We start from the raw sequence: 18,205 nt of genomic DNA, 5'->3' as shown, positions 1-18,205 counted from the left end.
CGAGCACGCCATGCACCGCGACGTCATGAAGCGCGATCTCGGGAAACGCGACCGCGAACCCGGTGCCGCACGCGACCGGGCGCCCGCCGACGGCCGGGACCGCGCGCCCGGCACGGAGCGCGGCCGGGGACCCGGCGCCGGACGTGCCCCCCTCCCCGGGCGCGCCCGGAAGGCCGTCCCCGGACGGCGCGCCCCCCTGGCCCTGGCCGTGCCCGCCGTCCTGGCCGTGGCGTTCCTGCTGGTGCCCATGGCCGGCATCCTCGCCCGTACCTCCTGGAGCGACCTCGGCACCCATCTGACCTCCGACGGGGTCACCGAAGCCCTGCGGATCTCGCTGATCGTGTCCTGCTGGGCGCTGGGCCTGTCCCTGCTGCTCGGCGTCCCGCTCGCCTGGCTGCTGGCGCGCGTCGACTTCCCCGGCAAGGCCCTGGTGCGCTCCCTGGTGCTGCTGCCCATGGTGCTGCCGCCGACCGTCGGCGGGGTGGCGCTGCTCCTCGGCTTCGGGCGGCGGGGCCTGCTGGGCGGGTGGCTGGAGAGCTGGTTCGGCGTACAGCTGCCGTTCCACACCGCGGGCGCGGTGGTCGCGGCCACCTTCGTGTCGATGCCGTTCCTGGTCATCAGCCTCGAAGGCGCGCTGGCCGGGCTGCACGCGCGCTACGAGGAGACGGCCGCCTCGCTCGGCGCCGGGCCGCTGCGCGTCTTCGCCACCGTCACCCTGCCCATGGTCGCCCCCGGACTCGCCGCCGGAGCGGCCCTCACCTGGGCGCGGGCGCTGGGCGAGTTCGGCGCGACGATCACCTTCGCGGGCAACCTGCCGGGCGTCACCCAGACCCTGCCCCTCCAGGTCTACCTGCTCCTCCAGGACAGCCCCGAGGCCGCCACCTCCGTCTCCCTGCTGCTGCTCGTGGTCGCGATGGCCGTCCTGGTCGCCCTGCGCGGCCGGTGGGCGGGCGGGGGCGGCCCGGCCCGGGGGCGCACGAGCGGCGCGGTGACGCGCACCGACGCGGAGGGCGACGGGGCACCGGATGCCGGCGGCACGTGGCCGGACCACATGACCGGCGCATCCGCAGCTCCCGGCACGCCCGCCACCCCGGACCCGGCCGCCGCCACCACCGCGCACACCGGGGCGGCCGGTCCGGGGCGCACCGCCCCCGACGCCCCCGGCGACGGCCCGCTCCCCGCACGCTGGCCGCTGCACGCGGACATCACCGGCTTCAACCGGCTCACCCTCGACGCCGCCCCGGGCACCACCATCGCCGTCGTCGGCCCCAACGGCGCGGGCAAGACGACCCTGTTGCGCGCCCTGCTCGGCCTCACCCCGCGGGCGCACGCCGCGCTCACCCTCGGCGAGCGCGACGTGACCGCCCTGCCGCCGCACCGCCGCGGCGTCGCCTGGGTCCCGCAGGACGGCGCGCTCTTCCCGCACCTGACGGCCCTGGGCAACACCGCGTACGGGCTGCGCGCCCACGGCACCGGCCGCGCCGAGGCCCGCCGCGAGGCCCAGCGGTGGCTGGACCGGCTGGGCGTCGGCCACCTCGCGCACCGCCGCCCCGCCCAGCTCTCCGGCGGCCAGGCCGGACGGGTCGCGCTGGCCCGCGCGCTGGCCGCCCGCCCCCGGCTGCTGCTGCTCGACGAGCCGCTGGCCGCCCTCGACCAGAGCACCCGCGCCCACGTCCGGCACACCCTGCGCCGGCACCTGGCCGGCTTCGGCGGCGTCTGCCTGCTGGTCACCCACGACCCGGTCGAAGCGGTCTCGCTGGCCGACCGCGTCCTGGTCCTGGAGGACGGGCGGGCCCTCCAGGATGCGGCCCCCGCCGAGGTCGCCCGGCACCCGCGCTCGCCGTGGGTGGCGCGGATGCTCGGCCGCAACGCCTGGCCCGGCACGGCCACCGGCGACGGCCTGCGGCTCGCCGGAACCGGGCGGCTGGTGGCCGCCGACCCGCTGCCCGAGGGCACCGGCGCGCTGGCGATCATCGGGCCGGAGGCGGTCTCCGTCCACCGGGAACGCCCCTCCGGCAGCCCCCGCAACGTCTGGCCGGGGCGGGTTCGGGAGATCACCGCGCTCGGCAGCCGGCTGCGCGTGCTGGTCGCCTCGCCCCAGGTGCCCGACCTGGTCGGCGAGATCACCCCGCAGGCCGCGGCGGAACTGGGCCTGGCCGAGGACGCCGAGGTCTGGGTGAGCGTCAAGGCGACCGAGGTCACGCTCGTACCGGTGTGACCCCGGCCCGTACCGGTGCCCCGGGCGCCCGGCCGCCGCACCGCCCCGGACCGAAACCCTCCGTACGGATGGCGGCGTTGCGCCGCCCCGGGGGCCCGTGCGCGGTGCGTGCGGACCCCCGCCGCGCGTGCCCCGAGCCCTCCGGTGCGCTCCGCGGGCACCCCCGGCTCGGACAAGCGCTCGATACGCCCGTGCAGGCCATGCGCTCCGCCCCGGGAGGTGCGCCCCTACCCGGCACGAGGGGGCGCCATGCGGAGCCGTCGTCCCCCGCTCCGGCGGTGCGGGGGCAGGCCGCTCGGCGCAGGCGCTACCGCGCGCTCTGACGGTGCGGACCGTGCCCGTGGTTGTCTCGTACTCGTCGAATTCATGACGGCCCGGAAAACGCAGTACCGGCCCCGGTGAAAACGCGGGAGGAAACCCGCGGAAAAGCCCGGGAAAGAGCCTGCGCCGACGGACGTCATGCATCTCCATAGCCGCCGGGAAACCGCGCGGTGAAGGACGGGAGCACGTCGATGGAATTTCCTCAGGGATCGGAAACGAGCGGACGCGGTGAGGTCCGGGGGCGCGGGGCCCGGGGAGCGACGGCGGCAGCGGTCCTGCTGGCCGCCGGCGCGTTGAACGTGGCGGCCGAAGGGCCGGCCGAAGCCCGCAGCGGTGCCACCTGGGACCGCCTGGCGGGGTGCGAGAGCGGCGGCAACTGGCGGGCCGACACCGGGAACGGCTTCTCGGGCGGCCTCCAGTTCGCCCACTCCACATGGCGTTCCTTCGGGGGCGGCAAGTACGCGTCCCGGGCGTCGCGGGCGTCCCGGGCCCAGCAGATCCGGGTGGCGGAGCGGGTGCTGGCGCGCCAGGGCTGGGGCGCCTGGCCGGCCTGCTCGGCCCGCCTGGGACTGCGCTCGTCCGGCGCGCGGCACAGCGCGCCGCACAGCACCGTCCAGCGGTCCGCGCCGCGGGCCGAGACCCGGGCCCGCACGGGCGACGGCGGCCGGACGCGCGAGCGGCTGCGCAGCCCGCGGCACCGGCACCAGCGGTACGGCAGCCACTACGGGCAGCACAAGCAGTACAAGGCCCGGCCGCACCGGAAATCCGGCAGCCATGTCGTGGTGAATCCGGGGGACACGGTGAGCGGGCTGGCGTACGCCTACGGATGGGGCTGGCAGGAATTCTACCGGCTGAACCGTCAGGTGATCGGCGCGAATCCCGACCTCATCTATCCGGGAATGCGGCTGGCCGTTCCCCGGCCCGGCACCGGCTGAACGCGATAGTCCGGCCGCGCGTATTTCCTTCCCACCCTTCCGGGAATCCTCCGTGACGAATTCCCCGGAGCGGCGGCCCGACTGGGGGCGGGCGGGCCGCCGCGGGAAGCGGTGGGCACCGGCAGGCCGTCCGTGGCGCCGCGGACGGCCTGCGCCATGCCCGGGGACGACGGTGCCGCCCGCCGCGGCGCGCTAGCGCGGTAGCACGCACACCGGCACCGGCGCCGGGAACGGCTCGCCGAGCCGCCGCAGCCCGCCGCGCCGGGGATCGACCGAGAACACCGTCACCGAACCGGACTTCTGGTGTGCGGCGAAGAGCAGCCGGCCGTCCGGGGAGAAGGCGATGTGCCGGGGGAAGTCGCCGCCGGTGGGGACGGTGTCCAGCAGGCGCAGGCGGGCGCCCGCCGCTTCGACCGCGTAGCGCGTCAGGCTGTTGTGGCCGCGGTTGGCGAGGTAGGCGAAGGCGCCGTCGCGGGTCACCAGGAACTGAGCCGGGTAGCTGGTGCCGGGGCCGGTCCCGGTGGGCTGGGGTGCGCCGGGCGTGAGGGTGCCGGTGGCCGGGTCGTACGCGCAGACCACGGCCGTGTTGTCCACCTCGTTGGCCAGGTAGGCGTGGCGGCCCGACGGGTGGAAGGTGAGGTGCCGGGGGCCGGCGCCGGGCCGCAGCGTCGCGTACGACACCGGGGCGAGCCGTCCGGCGGCGAGGCCGAGGCGGTAGGTGTAGACCGTGTCGTTGCCGAGATCGACGGCGAGGACGTGGCGGCCGTCCGGGCCGGTGACGATCTGGTGCGCGTGCGGCCCGTCCTGCCCGGGGCCTGGCGGCGGGGCGGTGTGGGTGAGCAGGTCCGTCCGCGCGCCGAGCGCGCCGTGCCGCGCCGGGTCGATCGGGTGGACGGCGACGGTTCCGGACAGGTAGTCGGCGCTCAGCAGCCAGCGTCCGCCGGGATGGACGGACAGGTGGCAGGGCCCGGCGCCGCCGGTGGGGCGGCTGCCCAGAACCCGGTGGCGGCCGTCGTCGCGCAGGGCGATGGCGGTCACCGTGCCCTGCTGCCGTTCGTTGACCGTGTAGAGGGTCCGGCCGCAGGGGGAGAGCGCCAGGTACGACGGGTCGGCGACGCCATCGATCACGCCGGTCGTGGTGATCCGGCCGGTCGTGGTGTCGTAGGTTCCTAGGCCCACGCCGGAGCCGCCGCCCGGCACGGATGTGTACGTGCCCAGGAACAGTGGCCGGGTCGCGCACGGTCTGGCGCGCGGCCGGGAGCGGGCCTGCGCAGGGGCCGCCGCGCCGCCGAGGCCGCCCCCGGCCACGGTCAGCGCGGCGCCCGCCGCGGCCTTACGGAGGAAGCGGCGGCGGTCGGTCGCCGTCCGTGCCGTGCTGTCCATGCCACACCTCGGAGGTCCGGAGATCGCGGATGCGGTAGCCAGGGTGACCCGGCCGGGCTGCCTCGACAAGAGGCGCGCCACGGACCGCATGACGCGCAACCGGTGGAGCCGGTCGGCCGGAAGACCGGGTTCCCCGTACGTCCCGATGATGATCGGGTCCCCCTCGCGTAGGACCCGAGGCATACGGCATGACCAATCCGCGGAGGGATTCGTCGCACCCCCGCCGGCCCGTAGCTTCGTGATCAAGCACATGCGCGATCAGGAGGCCACGGAACACATGTACGGCAAGGCATTCGCCCCGGAGTACCAAGGCGAGCTGGGCGCGGCCCTGAACGTGAACTCGTCCTACGAGGACGTGCTCGCCACGGCCGCCCGCGCGCGGCGCGACGCCCGCACCGACCTGGAGCGCGCCCGGGCCGCGCTCGCCGTCGCCGAGGCCAACCGGCGCCTGGGACGGGTGGACGACGCGCGCACGGCCTGGCGCGAGAGCTACCGCAGCGCCCGCGCCGCCGGTGACCGGGGCGCGATGTCCTGGGCCCTGTGGAGCGGCGGCACGCTCGCCCGGCAGTGCGGCTCCCTCGCGCTGGCCCGCAGGCTGCTGGCCCACGCCGTCACCCTCGCCGACGAGGGCGGCGACCGCCTCGCGCACGGTTACTCCCTCGCCGGGCTCGCCGAGACCGGCCGCATACAGGGCGACTACGCGGCCGTCGCCGACCTGCACGAGCAACTGCTCGAACAGGCCCGGGCGCACGGCGAGGCCCGCCACATGGTCTGGGCGATGTCCGGCATAGCCCAGATGCACCGCAACACCGGCGACTACGCCAAGGCCCTGGAGCTGTTCGAGGAGTCCGCACGCATAGCCGCCGACGGCGACGACGCCCGGGGCCGCGCCTGGTCGCTGCGCGGCGTGGCCGACGTGCTGTCCGTACAAGGCGAGACGGAACGGGCGCTGGAACTGCTCAGCGAGGCCGAGACGATCTGCCGCGCCATGGACCTGGCCAGCGCTCTCGCCTACAACCACAAGATGCGCGGCAACGTCCTGTTCCGGGCCGGGCGCTACGCCGAGGCATGCGCGGTCTACGCCGGGGCGCTGCGCGAGTTCGAGGAGATGCACGAGCCGCGCGGCACCGCCCTGTCCCGTCTCGGCCTGGTCAAGTCGCGGTCCCGGCTGGGCGGTTCGAAGGACCAGACGCTCGCCGAACTGGACGAGCTGGAGCGCGACTTCGGCCGGATCGGACTGCGCCACGCCCGCGACATGGTCATCGCCTTCCGCGCCGAGCTGCTCCCGTCGGCTTCAGGAAGTCCCGCAGCTCCGTACGGTTCCACCACGCACCGGTCTCCCGCCGTTCCCGCCACGTCGTGAAGCGGTACTGGAACAGCCGGGCGCGCACCAGCGCGGGCGGCGCGTCCGGGAACGGGTTGCGGCGCAGCAGCCGCAGCGTGTCGGGGTCGTTGACCAGCAGGCGCTCCACGAACGGCCCGAACCAGCTGCGCGCGTAGGCGGGGGAGAGCGCCGCGAACCACATCAGCCAGTCGAGCCGGAGGTGGTACGGCGCGTACTGGCGCGGCATGCGCCGTACATCGCCCGGCTTGCCCCGGAACTCGTACTCCCGCCACACCGCGTCCGGCGAGGCCACCGCCGAGTCCGTGCCCTCCACGACGATCTCCCGGCGCACCCGGGTGACGCTGCCGAACGCCCCGTAGGAGTTCACCAGGTGCAGCGGGTCGAAGGAGGTGTTCATCACCTGCTGCCGGGACAGCAGATTGCGGACCGGACGGTAGCTGCGGTACGCCACGAAGACGGTGACGGCCACGGTCAGCACCCCGAACCAGACCGGGGGAGCGGCGAACGCGGGCGGGCCGGCGATCCAGGACGCGTCCACCGCGGACAGGGCCAGCACGATGGTCAGCCAGTTCAGCCAGGCGAAGTTGCCGGACAGCACGAGCCACAGCTGTGTCGCGACGATCCCCAGCGCCGCCCAGGTCGCCACCGGCTGCGGGGTGAACAGCAGCACCGGCAGGCCGAGTTGCGCGACGTGGTTGGCGGCCGTCTCGACCCGGTGCAGTGGCTTGGGCAGCCGGTGGAAGAACCAGCTCAGCGGGCCCGGCATGGGCTGCGTCTCGTGGTGGTAGTACAGGCAGGTCAGATCGCGCCAGCAGTGGTCGCCGCGCATCTTGATCAGTCCGGCCCCGAATTCCACCCGGAACAGCAGCCAGCGCAGCAGCCACATGACGAGCACCGGCGGCGCGGTGTCGTCGTTGCCGAGGAAGACGGCCAGGAAACCGGTCTCCAGCAGCAGGGACTCCCAGCCGAAGCCGTACCACGTCTGCCCGACGTTGACGATCGAGAGGTACATCGCCCACAGCACCGCCCACATCGCCATCGCCGCGGCCGGCGGGACGGCGTCCGCCGCCCCGGCCGCCACGGCCGCGGCCAGCAGGGCACCGGCCCAGGACCACAGGGCGAAGAACCGGTCCGAGTAACGCCACTGGAACACCGAGGGCGCCGCGCGGAACGGCACCCGCCGCACGAAGTCCGGCACCGGCGTCATACCGCGCTCGCCGATCAGCGCCCGGAACTGCCGCGCCGCCGCCACGAACGCCACCAGGTACAGCACGGCCAGCAGCCGCTGGAACACCAGCCGGCCCAGCCACACGTCGCTCTCCGTCAGCCAGTCCACAGGACCTATCCCTAGCACCGCCGGGCCGTCCCGCCACCGGACCGGCACGCGGCGCGCACGAGATGTACCGGACCGCCGCACCGTGCAGGCTGGTGGCATGCCCGAACTGCCGGAAGTCGAAGCCCTGCGGGAATTCCTGGAAGGGCACGCCGTCGGCCGTGTCCTGCTCCGCGCCCAGCCGGCCGCCGTCAACGTGCTCAAGACCTACGACCCGCCGCTGACCGCCCTGGAAGGCGGCACGGTCACGGCGGTGGCGCGGCACGGGAAGTTCCTGGACCTCACCGTCGGCGACCTGCACCTGGTCGTCCATCTGGCGCGCGCCGGCTGGCTGCGCTGGCAGGACGCGCTGCCGGAGGCCCCGCCGCGCCCCGGCAAGGGGCCGCTGGCGCTGCGCGTACGGCTGAGCCCCGACGGGGACGGCCCGGCACCCGGCTTCGACCTCACCGAGGCCGGCACGCAGAAGCGCCTGGCCGTCTACTGCGTGACCGACCCCTCCCAGGTCCCCGGCATCGCCCGCCTCGGCCCCGATCCGCTCGCGGCGGACTTCACGCGGGAGTCCCTGGCGGACCTGCTCGAAGGGGAGCGGCGCCAGATCAAGGGCTTCCTGCGCGACCAGAGCGTGCTGGCCGGTATCGGCAACGCCTATTCCGACGAGATCCTGCATGTGGCCCGCATGTCGCCGTTCAAGCCGGCGGCCCGGTTCAGCGCCGAGGACACGGACCGGCTCTACGCCGCCGTACGGGACACGCTCACCGAAGCGGTGGAACGCTCCAGGGGCGTGGCCGCCGGGCAGCTCAAGAAGGAGAAGAAGAGCGGCCTGCGGGTGCACGGCCGGACCGGCGAGCCCTGCCCGGTCTGCGGGGACACCGTCCGCGAGGTCTCCTTCAGCGACTCCTCGCTCCAGTACTGCCCCACCTGCCAGACCGGCGGCAAGCCGCTGGCCGACCGGCGGATGTCCCGGCTGCTGAAGTAGCGCCCACGGAGGCACACAGGCCATCCGTCCGCCTGTTTCCGGCCGCGTACCGTGTCGGGTACGGCAATCGGGTGAATGCCGGGCAGACATCCGGCAGGCATATCCCGGGGCGCGCCACCGGCCCCGCGGAACCCGGCGGGCCCGGCCCGGAGGTGGGCGAGCGGCTCCAGGCGGAATCTAGGCATTCTCCCCGACTTGCCGCCATAACTGGTAAATGTCGAGCGGGCATCGGTCGCGGTCGTTAATCTGGTGGGCGACGGACGACCTGTCTGGGAGATGCCAACACCCTTGGCCCGTCGCGGGAAGCGCCACGAACCCTGGCCGATGTCCCGGTTCGTACAAAGGCGCCACCGCGTCGGAAGTGTCCCCTTGATGAAGGAGTGCGTGGTGGCATTGGAAAACGCGCAACGCAAGCAGCCGCGGCCCAAGCGGAGCGAGCGCCCGGGCCGGATCAGGGAAGTCCGCAATCTGGAGGTCTGGGGCCGCTGTGTCCCGGTCAGAGTCGCGGGCTGCGACGACGACCCCGCCGAGCCCTACATCTTCCGCGGCATCGACTGACCGGCCCCGGCGCGCCGGCCGGCGGGCCTCCGCGAGCCGCTCGCGGCCCGCGGACACGCCCGCCGCCGGCGCCGCCGCAGGCTCACGGCCGGCGGCCGAGCAGGCACAGCAGCCGGGTCAGGTCACCGGCCCCGGGCGGTGGTGTCACGGGGTCGGCGAACAGGGACGTACCGGCGAGTTCGGCCGCGTACGGTTCCACCTCGCGCAGCGCGGCGGTGGCCAGCTCCGGCGGCAGCCGTTCGTCCGCGCCGATGGCCCGCGACAGGTCCCAGGAGTGGACCACCGCGTCCATCATCATCTGCGAGCAGTACGCGGCCGCCGAGCCGGGCCCCGACGACAGGTGGACCGTGCGGTCCAGCGCTCCCGGCTCGGAGAACGCCGCCACCGCGGCCACCGCCGCGCGGTCCCACGCGCCGGCCGGGTCGGCGCCGAGCGGATCGCCGTCGAACGCGTCCCCCACCTCCTCGATCGTGGCGCCGTCCCGCACCAGGCGCGGCACCCACAGCTGCTCCACGGTCAGGTGGCCGACCAGGTCGCGCACCGACCACTCGGCGCACGGCGTCGGGCTGTCCCACTGGTCGTCGCGCACGCGGTGGACCCGGCTGCCGAACAGGGCGATGGCCTCGCCGTGCCGGCGCAGCAGCGCGTCGTGGTCACCCGTCCCGCCGGTGCGGTTTCCGTCCTCTTCGTGTTGGCTCATGCCCACCGAGGATAGGAGCGGTGACGGCGGCCACCGCGGCGCGACGCACGGTGCGGTCACGACGGGTACAGCGCACCGCGCGGCACGATCTGCTGCGACTGGCTCGGACTCGACCACAGCAGCTTCAGATACGCCTCGCCGGTCCGTTCGGTGTGCTCGACGCGGATCGCGTGCCGGTGCCCTGCGGTGAGCGCCACGTCCGCCCGGTCGGTGCGCGGCTCGTGCGGGATGCCGTTGTCGATGACCAGCCGGCCGTCCACCCACACCCGTACGGTGTCGTCCGAGACGGTGGTGAGGGTGTACGTCTCGCTGTACCGCGGCCGGAGCGTGCCGGTCCAGCGGGTGCTGAAGTGGTCGGCGGGGACGCGGGCGGCGGGGGAGCCGTCGAAGCGGTAGGACTTGTTGAGCACCGGGTCCACGGTGGTCACCGCGGGCGGCCCGGAGAAGCCGTCGTTCGACCAGCTCCGCGCCGTCAGGCCGGTGCCGTGGCCGGCGGGCGCGGCGGCGGGCGGCCGGATGCCGAGCCGGACGACGGTCGCCCCGGGGCCGGTGGGCGGACCGGACGGGGTGAGGTCGTAACCGTCGCCCGCGCGGGTGACGCCGATCTTCTGCGTACTTCCCAGGACCCGCGACGACGTGATGCGCAGCGGCGCCTTGGCGGTCAGGTGCAGGGACGTGCCGGGCGCGGGCCAGGCGGTGACGGACGCGTACAGGACGCCGCCCTTGCGGGAGACCGTGCCCCACGAGGGCTCGGCGACCAGTCCGGTGTGCCCGGCGCCGTACACGGCATCGCCCTGCCCGTGCGCGGCCAGCCAGCGGCCGGTGGCGCGGAGCCGGTCCACGGACGCCTGCGGGATGCGGCCGTGCCGGTCCGGGCCCACGTTCAGGAGGTAGTTGCCGCCGCGCCCGGCGACGGCGAGGAGGTTGCGCACGACGGTGGCGGTGGACTTCCAGTTGGTGTCGTACCGGGCGAAGCCCCAGTGGTCGTTGAGCGTCATACAGCTCTCCCACAGCTGGCCGGCCACCGGCTCACCGGGGATCTCCTGCTCGGGTGTGCCGTAGTCGCCGTCCACGACGCGCTTCTTGCCGACCCGGTTGTTGACGATCAGATCGGGGTCGAGGCCGTGCAGATACGCCTGGAGGCCGGCGCCGTCCCGCGGTGACCACCGGTTGACGGGGTTGTCCGCGTCCCACTCGCCGTCGAACCACAGCAGCGCCGGGTCGTACCCCTCCACCAGCTCCTTGAGCTGCGCGTACATCCGCTTCTTGTAGCGCGGGAAGGTGGCCGGGTCCGCGAAGTCGGGGTCGTGCCAGTCCCAGATCGAGTAGTAGAAGCCGAGCTTGACGCCCGCCGCGTCGGCGGCGCGCTTCAGCTCGGCGAGGATGTCGCGGTGCGGGTCGAAGGCCGAGTGGTCGCGCAGGTTCCACCGGTTCTGCTTCGTCGGCCACATCGCGTAGCCGTCGTGGTGCTTGGAAGTGATGACGATGTAACGCTGGCCCGCCTCCTTGGCGGTCCTGACCACGGCCTCGGCGTCGAACGCCGCGGGATCGAACGTGGCGGCCTGCCGCTCGTACACATCGGTGGGAATGGCGCACTGGCGCTTGATCCACTCGGCGTTGCGGCACACCGTGCCGTCGGGGCGGCGGTACTCGCCCTCCAGGTTCGAGTACGCGCCGAAGTGGAGGAACATGCCGAAACGATCCTGGCGCCACCAGGAGGTGCGCCCGGACGTGAAGGGATCGTCGACGGCGTGGTTCGTCCCCGGCCCGGCGGCTCCGACGTGTGAGCCGGAACCGGGCGGGCCGGCCGCGGCGGTGGCGCCGGCCGGGGCCGCCGCGCCGGTCAGCAGGGTGCCGAGCAGCCCCAGCACCCCGCCCAGGGACCCGAGGAGCCGGGCCGGTCTCGTACGGCTGCGCATCGCGTGCTCCTTCGCGGTCGGTCGCCGGCCGGCCTCCCGGCAGCGGTCGGTCATGTGCATGCCCGTCGTGTCATCCCGCATGGTGCAGCCGCGGCTGCGGCGCCGGAAGCCCTCCGGCGGGACAGGCATCGGAGCACCGGCCGGGAACCGCTGGCGGAAAACGGGCGGTCGACGGCCGTGCGGACACCACACCTCGGACCTCATGGCACGCCCGGCGCCCCGCCACCCGCTGCCGGACACGACAGCCCACCACCCCGCCGCCCTGTCCCGATTCCGTACTGACGGCCTGTCAGCACCCTGGCGGGCAGGCGGAAGCACCTGTTCAATGGGCGCGAGCCGCAACCGTCTGGAGGCTGCATGGACGTCGCCGCCACGCTCCCCGCCATCCGCTGCGCCGGAGTGGAGCGCTCGTATCCCGCGTTCCAGGAACGCGCCGCACGCATCGCGTCCGGCCTGCGCGCCCTGGGCGTGGAACCCGGGGAGCGGATCGCGATCGTGCTGCGCAACGACCCCGCGCACCTGGAGATCGCCGCCGGGGCGGCCCGGCTGGGCGCCTCGGCGGTCCCCGTCAACTGGCACTTCCGGCACGACGAACTGCGCCACGTGCTCGGCGACAGCGGCAGCAAGGTCGTCTTCGCGCACACCGACCTGCTGCCCGGGGTCGCCGCCGCGCTGCCCGCCCGGGCCCGGCTGATCGAGGTCCCGGTGCCCGACGGCATCGCCGCGGCCTGCGGCTTCCCGCCCCCGCCGGTGACCGGCGGCCACCCGCTCCTGGACACCTGGCTCGCGGACCACCCGCCGCTCGCCGGGGCCGCCGCCCGCCGGCCCTCCACCGTCATCTACAGCTCGGGGACCACCGGCCGCCCGAAGGGGGTGCTGCGCGACCCGGTCGGCGAGGAACAGCTCGCCGAGTCGGTGGCGAAGTTCTGCGAGTACTTCGCGGTGCGCCCCGGCGGCCGCACCCTGATCCCCGCCCCGCTCTACCACGCCTCGCCCAGCCAGCACGCCGTGCTGGCCCTCGCGGGCGGCCTGGACATCACCCTGATGCCGCGCTTCGACGCCGAGGAGTTCCTGCGGCTGGTCGAACGCCACCGCATCGAGCAGGTGCAGATGGTGCCGACCATGTTCGTCCGGCTGCTGCGGCTGCCCAAGGAGGTCCGCGAGCGCTACGACCTGTCCTCGCTCACCTCGGTCGTGCACGCCGCCGCACCCTGCCCGCCGCACGTCAAACACGCCATGATCGACTGGCTGGGGCCGGTGCTGCGCGAGTACTACGGCGGCAGCGAGACCGGGGCCGTCACCTGGTGCGACAGCCAGGAGTGGCTGGCGCACCCCGGTACGGTCGGCCGGGCCGTGGAGACCTGCGGGGTGGCGGTGCTGGGCCCCGACGGCACACCGCTGCCCACCGGCCGCACCGGCGAGATCTACCTCAAGCCGTCCGACACCTGGCCCCAGTTCACCTACCTCGGCGACCCCGCCAAGCGCGCGGCGATGGAGGCCGAGCACCTGCCCGGCTACGTCACCATCGGCGACATCGGCCACCTCGACGCCGACGGCTACCTCTACCTCAGCGACCGCCGCACCGACCTGGTCATCACCGGCGGCGTCAACGTCTACCCGGTGGAGATCGAGGGCTGTCTGCTCGGCCTCGACGGGGTGCGCGACGTGGCCGTCTTCGGCATCCCCGACGAGGAATTCGGCGAGGCACTGGCCACACACGTCCAGCCGGAACCGGGCGCCGCACTCACCGCCGAGGACATCCGGGCCCAGGTAGCCGACCGGCTCGCCTCGTACAAGGTGCCCAAGGTGGTGGTCTTCGAGGAGAGCCTGCCACGGGACGAGTCCGGAAAGCTGTTCAAACGACGGCTGCGCGAACCGTACTGGGCGGGGCACGACCGCGCGATCTGAGAGCTTGCCGGGGCACCCGGCCGGGGCCCGGCCCCAGGCGAGCACCGGCCCGCCACCGGGCCCGCCGCTCCCCACTCACAGCCCACCGCGCCGCATCAACTGCCCTACGATCACGTCCCTCTGGTTCTCGTCGGCCCCCTCGCCGCCGCTCAACAGCGGCACGTCGCGAAAGTACCGTCCCACGTCGAACCCGGTGGAACAGCCGTACCCGCCGTGCACCCGCACCGCGGGTACGTGGCCATCTCCGCCAGCAGATGGCCGACCTCCTGGTGCGTCGCCGCCTCGGCGTCCAGCAATTCCCGTTGCCGGCGACGGTGCCGTCCTTGGCGACGATGATCACCAGCTCGTCCGGATACGGCGGTGTCTGTCTGCCCCGCGCACTTGATCAGCGGGTTCAGACGCAGGTGATGGGCCCGCCGGGGGCGGGCTGGTACAAGCTCCACACGACGAATGCTTCGCCCAGCAGCGGGAAGATGCCGAGCAGCATGGACACCAACGCCAGCGTGCCGCGCCAGCCGCTGAAAACCGTCGGTGTGCGGTGGGCGCGCCTCGCCAGTTGGATATAGGCGACGACCGCCCCCAGTCCGCATAGGAGCGCTCCGTAGGCGAAGACGTACATCTGCCAGGTCAGGGGCAGATCGCCGCAGTGCGCCCATTCGGCCTTCTCGTGGGCTTTTCTGGCGGAGTACTGGGCGAAGCTCGCGAGCACGCCGAGAATCACCAAGGCCGGCACCCACAGCGCGGCGAGCCCCGGCTTGCTCGGTGATTCCTGGTTCGTGGCCATCAGTACCAGTCCGGGTGGGGTCGCACGATCCGCACGTTCTGCTTGCCTTCGGCCTTTTCCGTGTTGGGAAGGCGCCCGTCGAGGCTGACGTTGCGATACGGATCGCTGTGCTGGGTGTACTTGATCTCTCCGTCCGGCATGACGCCGGTGACGATGGCGGCGTGGTGGGTGTTTCCCTTTTCGATCTGGCTGTTGTCGCCGACCTGCTCGTAGTAGATGATGTCACCGGGACGGACCTGGTCACGCGGCACTTCCTCGCCCCCGTGGTCCAGCATGAAATTCTGCTGGTTTTCCGCACCTGCCCACGTCTTGGAGAACGCGGCCCGGTCCAGGTCACTGATCAAGGGAAGGTCGAGGCCGGTCGGGTGGCCCCTCATCCAGGTGTCGTCGGCCCGGCTGCCCCAGATGGACTCCTTCTCCTTCATTCCTGCGTGCGCCAGGGATTCGGAGACGAAGTTGGTGCAGTTGTTGCCGAAGTCGATCTCGTCGTCCTGGTCCCAGTTCTCCAGCGCGTACTCGACCATCTTGACCCGGTCGAACTTGCCGTCCGTACCGCGCATCTCCTGCTTGACGCTCTCCGGCAGCCCTTCCAGCTTCGACAGGGCGACCGGGTCGGCCAGCATCAGATCGTGGCGCTGCTTCTCGCTCAGGCCGTTCCACCACATGCGCTGGGTCATTGCCCCCGCATCCCGGGGAATCTCGGCGCCGAGAATCTCCATCTCCGCCTGGGATGCCTTGTTCTGCACCTTGAGCGCTTCACCGGGGTCGGTGACGTTCACCTTGTCCGTCAGCATGGAGAACTTCGCGGCGGCCGTATTGTCGGCCTCTCCGGCCTGCCGCAGCACATGATCGCGCAGCGCCACGATGCGCTCGCGCGCGTGCAGCTTGTCCGGGTCCTCACCGGGCATCGGCGCGCCCTCGGGCAGGCCGTCCGCGCCGATGCGCAGGCTGTAGCGCTGGGCGAGTTCGTTGATCTCGCGCGCCGAGCTCAGCGCGGTCTCCATGCTGTCGGCCACGGCTTCGCAGAGCATCTTGCCGCCGAGCAGGATGTCGTAGGCGGACTCCAGCTGGTCGGCCAGCTTTTCGAAGTCCTTCGCGGCTTTCTGACCCACCTCGTCGGTCCAGTTGTCGGCCAGCGGCTTGGTGCCGTTGTCCCGGATGTCCTGGGCTGCGCGCAGGGCGTGCTGGGCGAGCGTCACCCATTCATCCGCGGCCTTACGCCACTTCTCAGGCCGGGCATTGATCACCGCCTCGTAGGTCACCACCGGCCGCTCACGCCTTTCCCAGGTCGTTCAGGCCGTGCCGCAGCCGCGAAGCCGCTTCCTGGTCCTGGGCGTCGTAGCTGCTGGCGCTTTCCTGCAACCGCTCGCCCAGTTCCCCCATCTTCTTCGCCAGACTCACCATGTGCTCCTCCCACGTCAGCGCGCAGGAGTAGAGGCGCTCGGCGCACTCCCAGCCCCAGACGGAATCCGCCAAACCCGTCGCCTGGCTCTCCTCCAGGGAATTGTTCAGCTTGCGGGCCACCTCCCGCGACAGCGCGCTCATATCGCCGCCCGTCGCCCGCACAGCATGACTGTTGATGTTGATGCCGCCCATGGCCCCGTCCCCGTCGATCAACCTTCCGGCTCATCGTAAACGGCCCCGAGCGGACAAACCGGCTCGTTGAGCCGTGGCCGCGGAGCACGCCGACAGTCCGTCGGCGCCGAGCGGCACGACACCATACACAGAGGAAGCGAGGGACTTGCCTGGCCGGGGAGAGGCCATGCAATTGCGAGGTCGAAGCCTGCCGGCCGGCGCGAGCATCAGTCCGCCCTCCTCGGCCGTCGGTTTGGCGTCTCACCCTGGCCGCGGGGCACCGCCGCGAAACGAATCCCCACTTCGGGAAGTCGGCATCGCCGCCATCGCACAGTTATCAGTAAGCGGAGCGGACAGGCGCACGGATCACTGGACGACTACGACTTCTCGGTCAGCCCGGCTTCACCTGCGCCGCACGGACGATGACGGTGAGGACTATCTACGCACCTTCCGGATGGCTCCGGGCTTTTGCGCCCCTGCCAGCTCTCGACGCACTGACGCTCGGCATGATGGCGGCGGTTCTGTGCTGGGTCGTGGAATTCTGGGGTGGTCGGAGGTACCTGGTGTTCCTGCTATGCCTGCGCGGTCGGCTCCCGTATCGGCTCGGATGGTTCTTGCCAATTCCGGCATCGCGAGTTCCAGCGATGGGTGGCTCAACGCACGTAGGCCGGAAGATCAGTTCGGTTCGGGCAGGGAAAACAGCGAAGGCTGATCGACTCTATGGCTCCGTGCTGCTGCACGCGGTCCCGGTACACCGGTTCATCGGATTTGATCCGTGCCGGTAGGAGAGGACGGGGTGGGGCGCGGAGTTCGAAGATCGTGCGGACGCCCTCCGACCGCCTGCCTCGGCGGCATCCTTCAGGGTACGGGTCGCCCGGTGCTGCCGGCCTGGTTGCTGCTGAGCAGTTTCCGTACCCCGGGTGCTTCCCGGGAGCCCAGTTCTTCGCAGATCTCCAGTGCTTCCTGCCAGCAGCGGCTTGCCCGGTCAGCATGCCCGGTTTGCCGCAGGGCCTGACCGAGGACGGTGAGAGCGTTGGCGCGGGCCCATTGGCCACTGGGGCCGTGCAGGATGGCGAGGGCCGTTTCGGCCAGCTTCGCGGCCTGAGCGGGCCGGCCTGCGGAGAGGTGGGCTTCGGCCATACGCCAGTACGTCATCGCCTCCCACAGGCATTGCCGGCTGTCTTGGTAGATGGCTACGGTTCGAGTTGGTGCAAGGCGTCTTCCGGGCGCCCGGCCTGCGTCAGGGTCACACCGAGTTCGTAGTGGCCAGCGGCCAGCCGTACTGTCGCTCCGATTTCCTGGTAGAGGGCCAGGCACTGCTCGGCCAGGGCCACCCCTTCGTCGGTGCGGCCGGTGTCCTGGTAAGTACGGGCGAGGTTGGCCAGTGCGCTGGCGACGCTGTTCTGGGCTCCGTAGCTGCGAAAGGCGGCGAGCGCCTGCGTCAGAAGTGTCTCTGCGTCTTCGTGGCGGCCGTGCATGCTCGCGATGATGCCGCTTTCGTTGAGGGCCTGGGAGGAGAGGACGGGGTCCTTGCAGTGGCGCCGGAGCGCCATGGCGGTCTGCGCCTGACGGTCGGCCTCATCGAGGCGGCCGGCCATGACATAGAGGTGGATCATGGGCAGGCGCAGCCGGCCCTCGGCATGGGTGTCCCGCGCGTCCTGGGCGGCCGTCAGCGGGTGGGCGATGGTCTGTTCGTACTGCCGGGCGCCCGTGCCCGCGTCGGCCAGGTCCTTGGTCACCAGCAGGAGGTCGGCCGCGCGGCGCAGCATGGGCCCGCCGGCCGAGGCGCGGGCGCAGGCCAGCAGGTTCCCGGCCTCCGTGTAGAGCCAGTCCAGGGCGCTGTTCCAGTCGTCGAAGGCCCTGCCGGGGTGTCGGGTGGATTCCAGGTGGTCCAGCAGCGGCTCTGCGGGCCGGTTCATCGTGTACACACGGGCGGCCGTGGCCAGGTAGAAGTCCAGCAACCGCAACCGCGCCGCCGTGCGTTGCTCCTGCGGCTCGTCACGTTCGGCGCAGGCGCGGGCATGGAGACGGACGAGGTCGTAGTAGCGGTAGCGGTCCGGCGCGGGGGATTCCAGCAGTGAGGCGTCCACCAGAGACTCCAGCGTCCTTCTGGCGTCTTCGGTGCGCAGGCCGAGTACGGCCGCGGCGGCGCCCAGGGAGATGTCCGGCCCGCACGGCAGGGCCACCATCCGAAAGGCACGGGCCTGCTGGGCGGAGAGCTGCCCCTAGCCCAGCTCGAGGGTGGCCTGG

15 protein-coding genes and 1 pseudogene are annotated in these 18,205 nt (G+C 72.7%); 6 read left to right on the top strand and 10 right to left on the bottom strand.

What is annotated here, in order from left to right; genetic code table 11:
* The first annotated feature begins 25 nt into the window (after nucleotides 1-25).
* Both ACH4FX_RS04815 and ACH4FX_RS04810 read left to right on the top strand, forming a co-directional pair.
* A complete protein-coding gene (locus tag ACH4FX_RS04815; protein WP_398475160.1) occupies nucleotides 26-2,218 on the top strand; it encodes an ABC transporter permease in 2,193 nt (730 codons plus the stop codon).
* 512 nt (nucleotides 2,219-2,730) lie between these two features.
* The gene (locus ACH4FX_RS04810) at nucleotides 2,731-3,474 is read left to right on the top strand and encodes a transglycosylase family protein (protein WP_398475158.1); all 744 of its coding nucleotides are present in this window, start codon (nucleotides 2,731-2,733) and stop codon (nucleotides 3,472-3,474) included.
* 192 nt (nucleotides 3,475-3,666) lie between these two features.
* Here the strand turns inward: ACH4FX_RS04810 and ACH4FX_RS04805 are convergent, their stop codons facing one another.
* On the bottom strand, nucleotides 3,667-4,857 hold the full coding sequence (locus tag ACH4FX_RS04805; RefSeq protein WP_398475156.1) for a lactonase family protein: 1,191 nt from the start codon (nucleotides 4,855-4,857) through the stop codon (nucleotides 3,667-3,669).
* A 277-nt stretch (nucleotides 4,858-5,134) separates the two neighbouring features.
* On the opposite strand from ACH4FX_RS04805, the gene ACH4FX_RS04800 reads away from it, so the two are divergent.
* Nucleotides 5,135-6,220 carry a tetratricopeptide repeat protein gene (locus ACH4FX_RS04800; protein ID WP_398475508.1) on the top strand — a complete coding sequence of 362 codons (1,086 nt, stop codon included), beginning with the start codon at nucleotides 5,135-5,137 and terminating at the stop codon, nucleotides 6,218-6,220.
* Here the strand turns inward: ACH4FX_RS04800 and ACH4FX_RS04795 are convergent.
* Nucleotides 6,117-7,538, bottom strand: coding sequence for a lipase maturation factor family protein (locus tag ACH4FX_RS04795; protein ID WP_398475155.1), 1,422 nt, complete (start codon nucleotides 7,536-7,538; stop codon nucleotides 6,117-6,119). The two genes, ACH4FX_RS04800 and ACH4FX_RS04795, sit on opposite strands and share 104 nt — an antisense overlap.
* Nucleotides 7,539-7,635: 97 nt before the next feature.
* Between ACH4FX_RS04795 and ACH4FX_RS04790 the strand changes: the two genes are divergently transcribed.
* Nucleotides 7,636-8,511 carry an Fpg/Nei family DNA glycosylase gene (locus tag ACH4FX_RS04790; RefSeq protein ID WP_398475153.1) on the top strand — a complete coding sequence of 292 codons (876 nt, stop codon included), beginning with the start codon at nucleotides 7,636-7,638 and terminating at the stop codon, nucleotides 8,509-8,511.
* Between the two features lie 387 nt (nucleotides 8,512-8,898).
* Nucleotides 8,899-9,069, top strand: a complete 171-nt coding sequence (locus ACH4FX_RS04785; protein ID WP_398475151.1) for a hypothetical protein — start codon at nucleotides 8,899-8,901, stop codon at nucleotides 9,067-9,069.
* An 82-nt stretch (nucleotides 9,070-9,151) separates the two neighbouring features.
* Here ACH4FX_RS04785 and ACH4FX_RS04780 read toward each other — a convergent pair whose 3' ends face one another.
* Both ACH4FX_RS04780 and ACH4FX_RS04775 read right to left on the bottom strand, forming a co-directional pair.
* On the bottom strand, nucleotides 9,152-9,769 hold the full coding sequence (locus tag ACH4FX_RS04780; protein ID WP_398475149.1) for a TIGR03086 family metal-binding protein: 618 nt from the start codon (nucleotides 9,767-9,769) through the stop codon (nucleotides 9,152-9,154).
* Between the two features lie 56 nt (nucleotides 9,770-9,825).
* Nucleotides 9,826-11,688 (bottom strand): alpha-L-fucosidase, encoded by a 1,863-nt coding sequence (locus tag ACH4FX_RS04775; protein ID WP_398475147.1) that lies wholly within the window; start codon nucleotides 11,686-11,688, stop codon nucleotides 9,826-9,828.
* Nucleotides 11,689-12,045: 357 nt separating this feature from the next.
* Between ACH4FX_RS04775 and ACH4FX_RS04770 the strand changes: the two genes are divergently transcribed.
* A complete protein-coding gene (locus ACH4FX_RS04770) occupies nucleotides 12,046-13,596 on the top strand; it encodes an AMP-binding protein (RefSeq protein ID WP_398475145.1) in 1,551 nt (516 codons plus the stop codon).
* Between the two features lie 75 nt (nucleotides 13,597-13,671).
* Here the strand turns inward: ACH4FX_RS04770 and ACH4FX_RS04765 are convergent.
* The 6 genes and pseudogenes from ACH4FX_RS04765 to ACH4FX_RS04740 all read right to left on the bottom strand — a co-directional run.
* Nucleotides 13,672-13,824, bottom strand: a pseudogene (locus tag ACH4FX_RS04765) (acyl-CoA dehydrogenase family protein); the annotation flags it as partial.
* Between the two features lie 166 nt (nucleotides 13,825-13,990).
* The gene (locus ACH4FX_RS04760) at nucleotides 13,991-14,380 is read right to left on the bottom strand and encodes a hypothetical protein (protein WP_398475143.1); all 390 of its coding nucleotides are present in this window, start codon (nucleotides 14,378-14,380) and stop codon (nucleotides 13,991-13,993) included.
* Nucleotides 14,380-15,645, bottom strand: a complete 1,266-nt coding sequence (locus tag ACH4FX_RS04755) for an amidase domain-containing protein (protein ID WP_398475141.1) — start codon at nucleotides 15,643-15,645, stop codon at nucleotides 14,380-14,382. The genes ACH4FX_RS04760 and ACH4FX_RS04755 overlap by 1 nt, the downstream gene beginning before the upstream one ends.
* 7 nt (nucleotides 15,646-15,652) lie before the next feature.
* Nucleotides 15,653-15,976 carry a type VII secretion target gene (locus ACH4FX_RS04750; RefSeq protein ID WP_398475139.1) on the bottom strand — a complete coding sequence of 108 codons (324 nt, stop codon included), beginning with the start codon at nucleotides 15,974-15,976 and terminating at the stop codon, nucleotides 15,653-15,655.
* Nucleotides 15,977-16,813: 837 nt separating this feature from the next.
* Nucleotides 16,814-17,110: a tetratricopeptide repeat protein gene (locus tag ACH4FX_RS04745; RefSeq protein ID WP_398475137.1), complete on the bottom strand. Its 297-nt coding sequence runs from the start codon at nucleotides 17,108-17,110 to the stop codon at nucleotides 16,814-16,816.
* Nucleotides 17,111-17,148: 38 nt separating this feature from the next.
* The gene (locus ACH4FX_RS04740) at nucleotides 17,149-18,144 is read right to left on the bottom strand and encodes a tetratricopeptide repeat protein (protein ID WP_398475135.1); all 996 of its coding nucleotides are present in this window, start codon (nucleotides 18,142-18,144) and stop codon (nucleotides 17,149-17,151) included.
* Nucleotides 18,145-18,205: the final 61 nt, after the last annotated feature.

The organism is Streptomyces sp. NPDC018019, from assembly GCF_044327805.1.
Lineage (GTDB): Bacteria > Actinomycetota > Actinomycetes > Streptomycetales > Streptomycetaceae > Streptomyces.
This window is presented reverse-complemented; position numbering and strand designations above follow the sequence as displayed.

Bases quoted from the DNA above. Each gene is read 5' to 3' on its own strand.
- ACH4FX_RS04815 (WP_398475160.1), top strand. From the start codon at position 26: ATGAAGCGCGATCTCGGGAAACGCGACCGCGAACCCGGTGCCGCACGC.
- ACH4FX_RS04810 (WP_398475158.1), top strand. From the start codon at position 2,731: ATGGAATTTCCTCAGGGATCGGAAACGAGCGGACGCGGTGAGGTCCGG.
- ACH4FX_RS04805 (WP_398475156.1), bottom strand. From the start codon at position 4,857: ATGGACAGCACGGCACGGACGGCGACCGACCGCCGCCGCTTCCTCCGT.
- ACH4FX_RS04800 (WP_398475508.1), top strand. From the start codon at position 5,135: ATGTACGGCAAGGCATTCGCCCCGGAGTACCAAGGCGAGCTGGGCGCG.
- ACH4FX_RS04790 (WP_398475153.1), top strand. From the start codon at position 7,636: ATGCCCGAACTGCCGGAAGTCGAAGCCCTGCGGGAATTCCTGGAAGGG.
- ACH4FX_RS04780 (WP_398475149.1), bottom strand. From the start codon at position 9,769: ATGAGCCAACACGAAGAGGACGGAAACCGCACCGGCGGGACGGGTGAC.
- ACH4FX_RS04775 (WP_398475147.1), bottom strand. From the start codon at position 11,688: ATGCGCAGCCGTACGAGACCGGCCCGGCTCCTCGGGTCCCTGGGCGGG.
- ACH4FX_RS04770 (WP_398475145.1), top strand. From the start codon at position 12,046: ATGGACGTCGCCGCCACGCTCCCCGCCATCCGCTGCGCCGGAGTGGAG.
- ACH4FX_RS04760 (WP_398475143.1), bottom strand. From the start codon at position 14,380: ATGGCCACGAACCAGGAATCACCGAGCAAGCCGGGGCTCGCCGCGCTG.
- ACH4FX_RS04750 (WP_398475139.1), bottom strand. From the start codon at position 15,976: ATGGGCGGCATCAACATCAACAGTCATGCTGTGCGGGCGACGGGCGGC.
- ACH4FX_RS04745 (WP_398475137.1), bottom strand. From the start codon at position 17,110: ATGACGTACTGGCGTATGGCCGAAGCCCACCTCTCCGCAGGCCGGCCC.
- ACH4FX_RS04740 (WP_398475135.1), bottom strand. From the start codon at position 18,144: ATGGTGGCCCTGCCGTGCGGGCCGGACATCTCCCTGGGCGCCGCCGCG.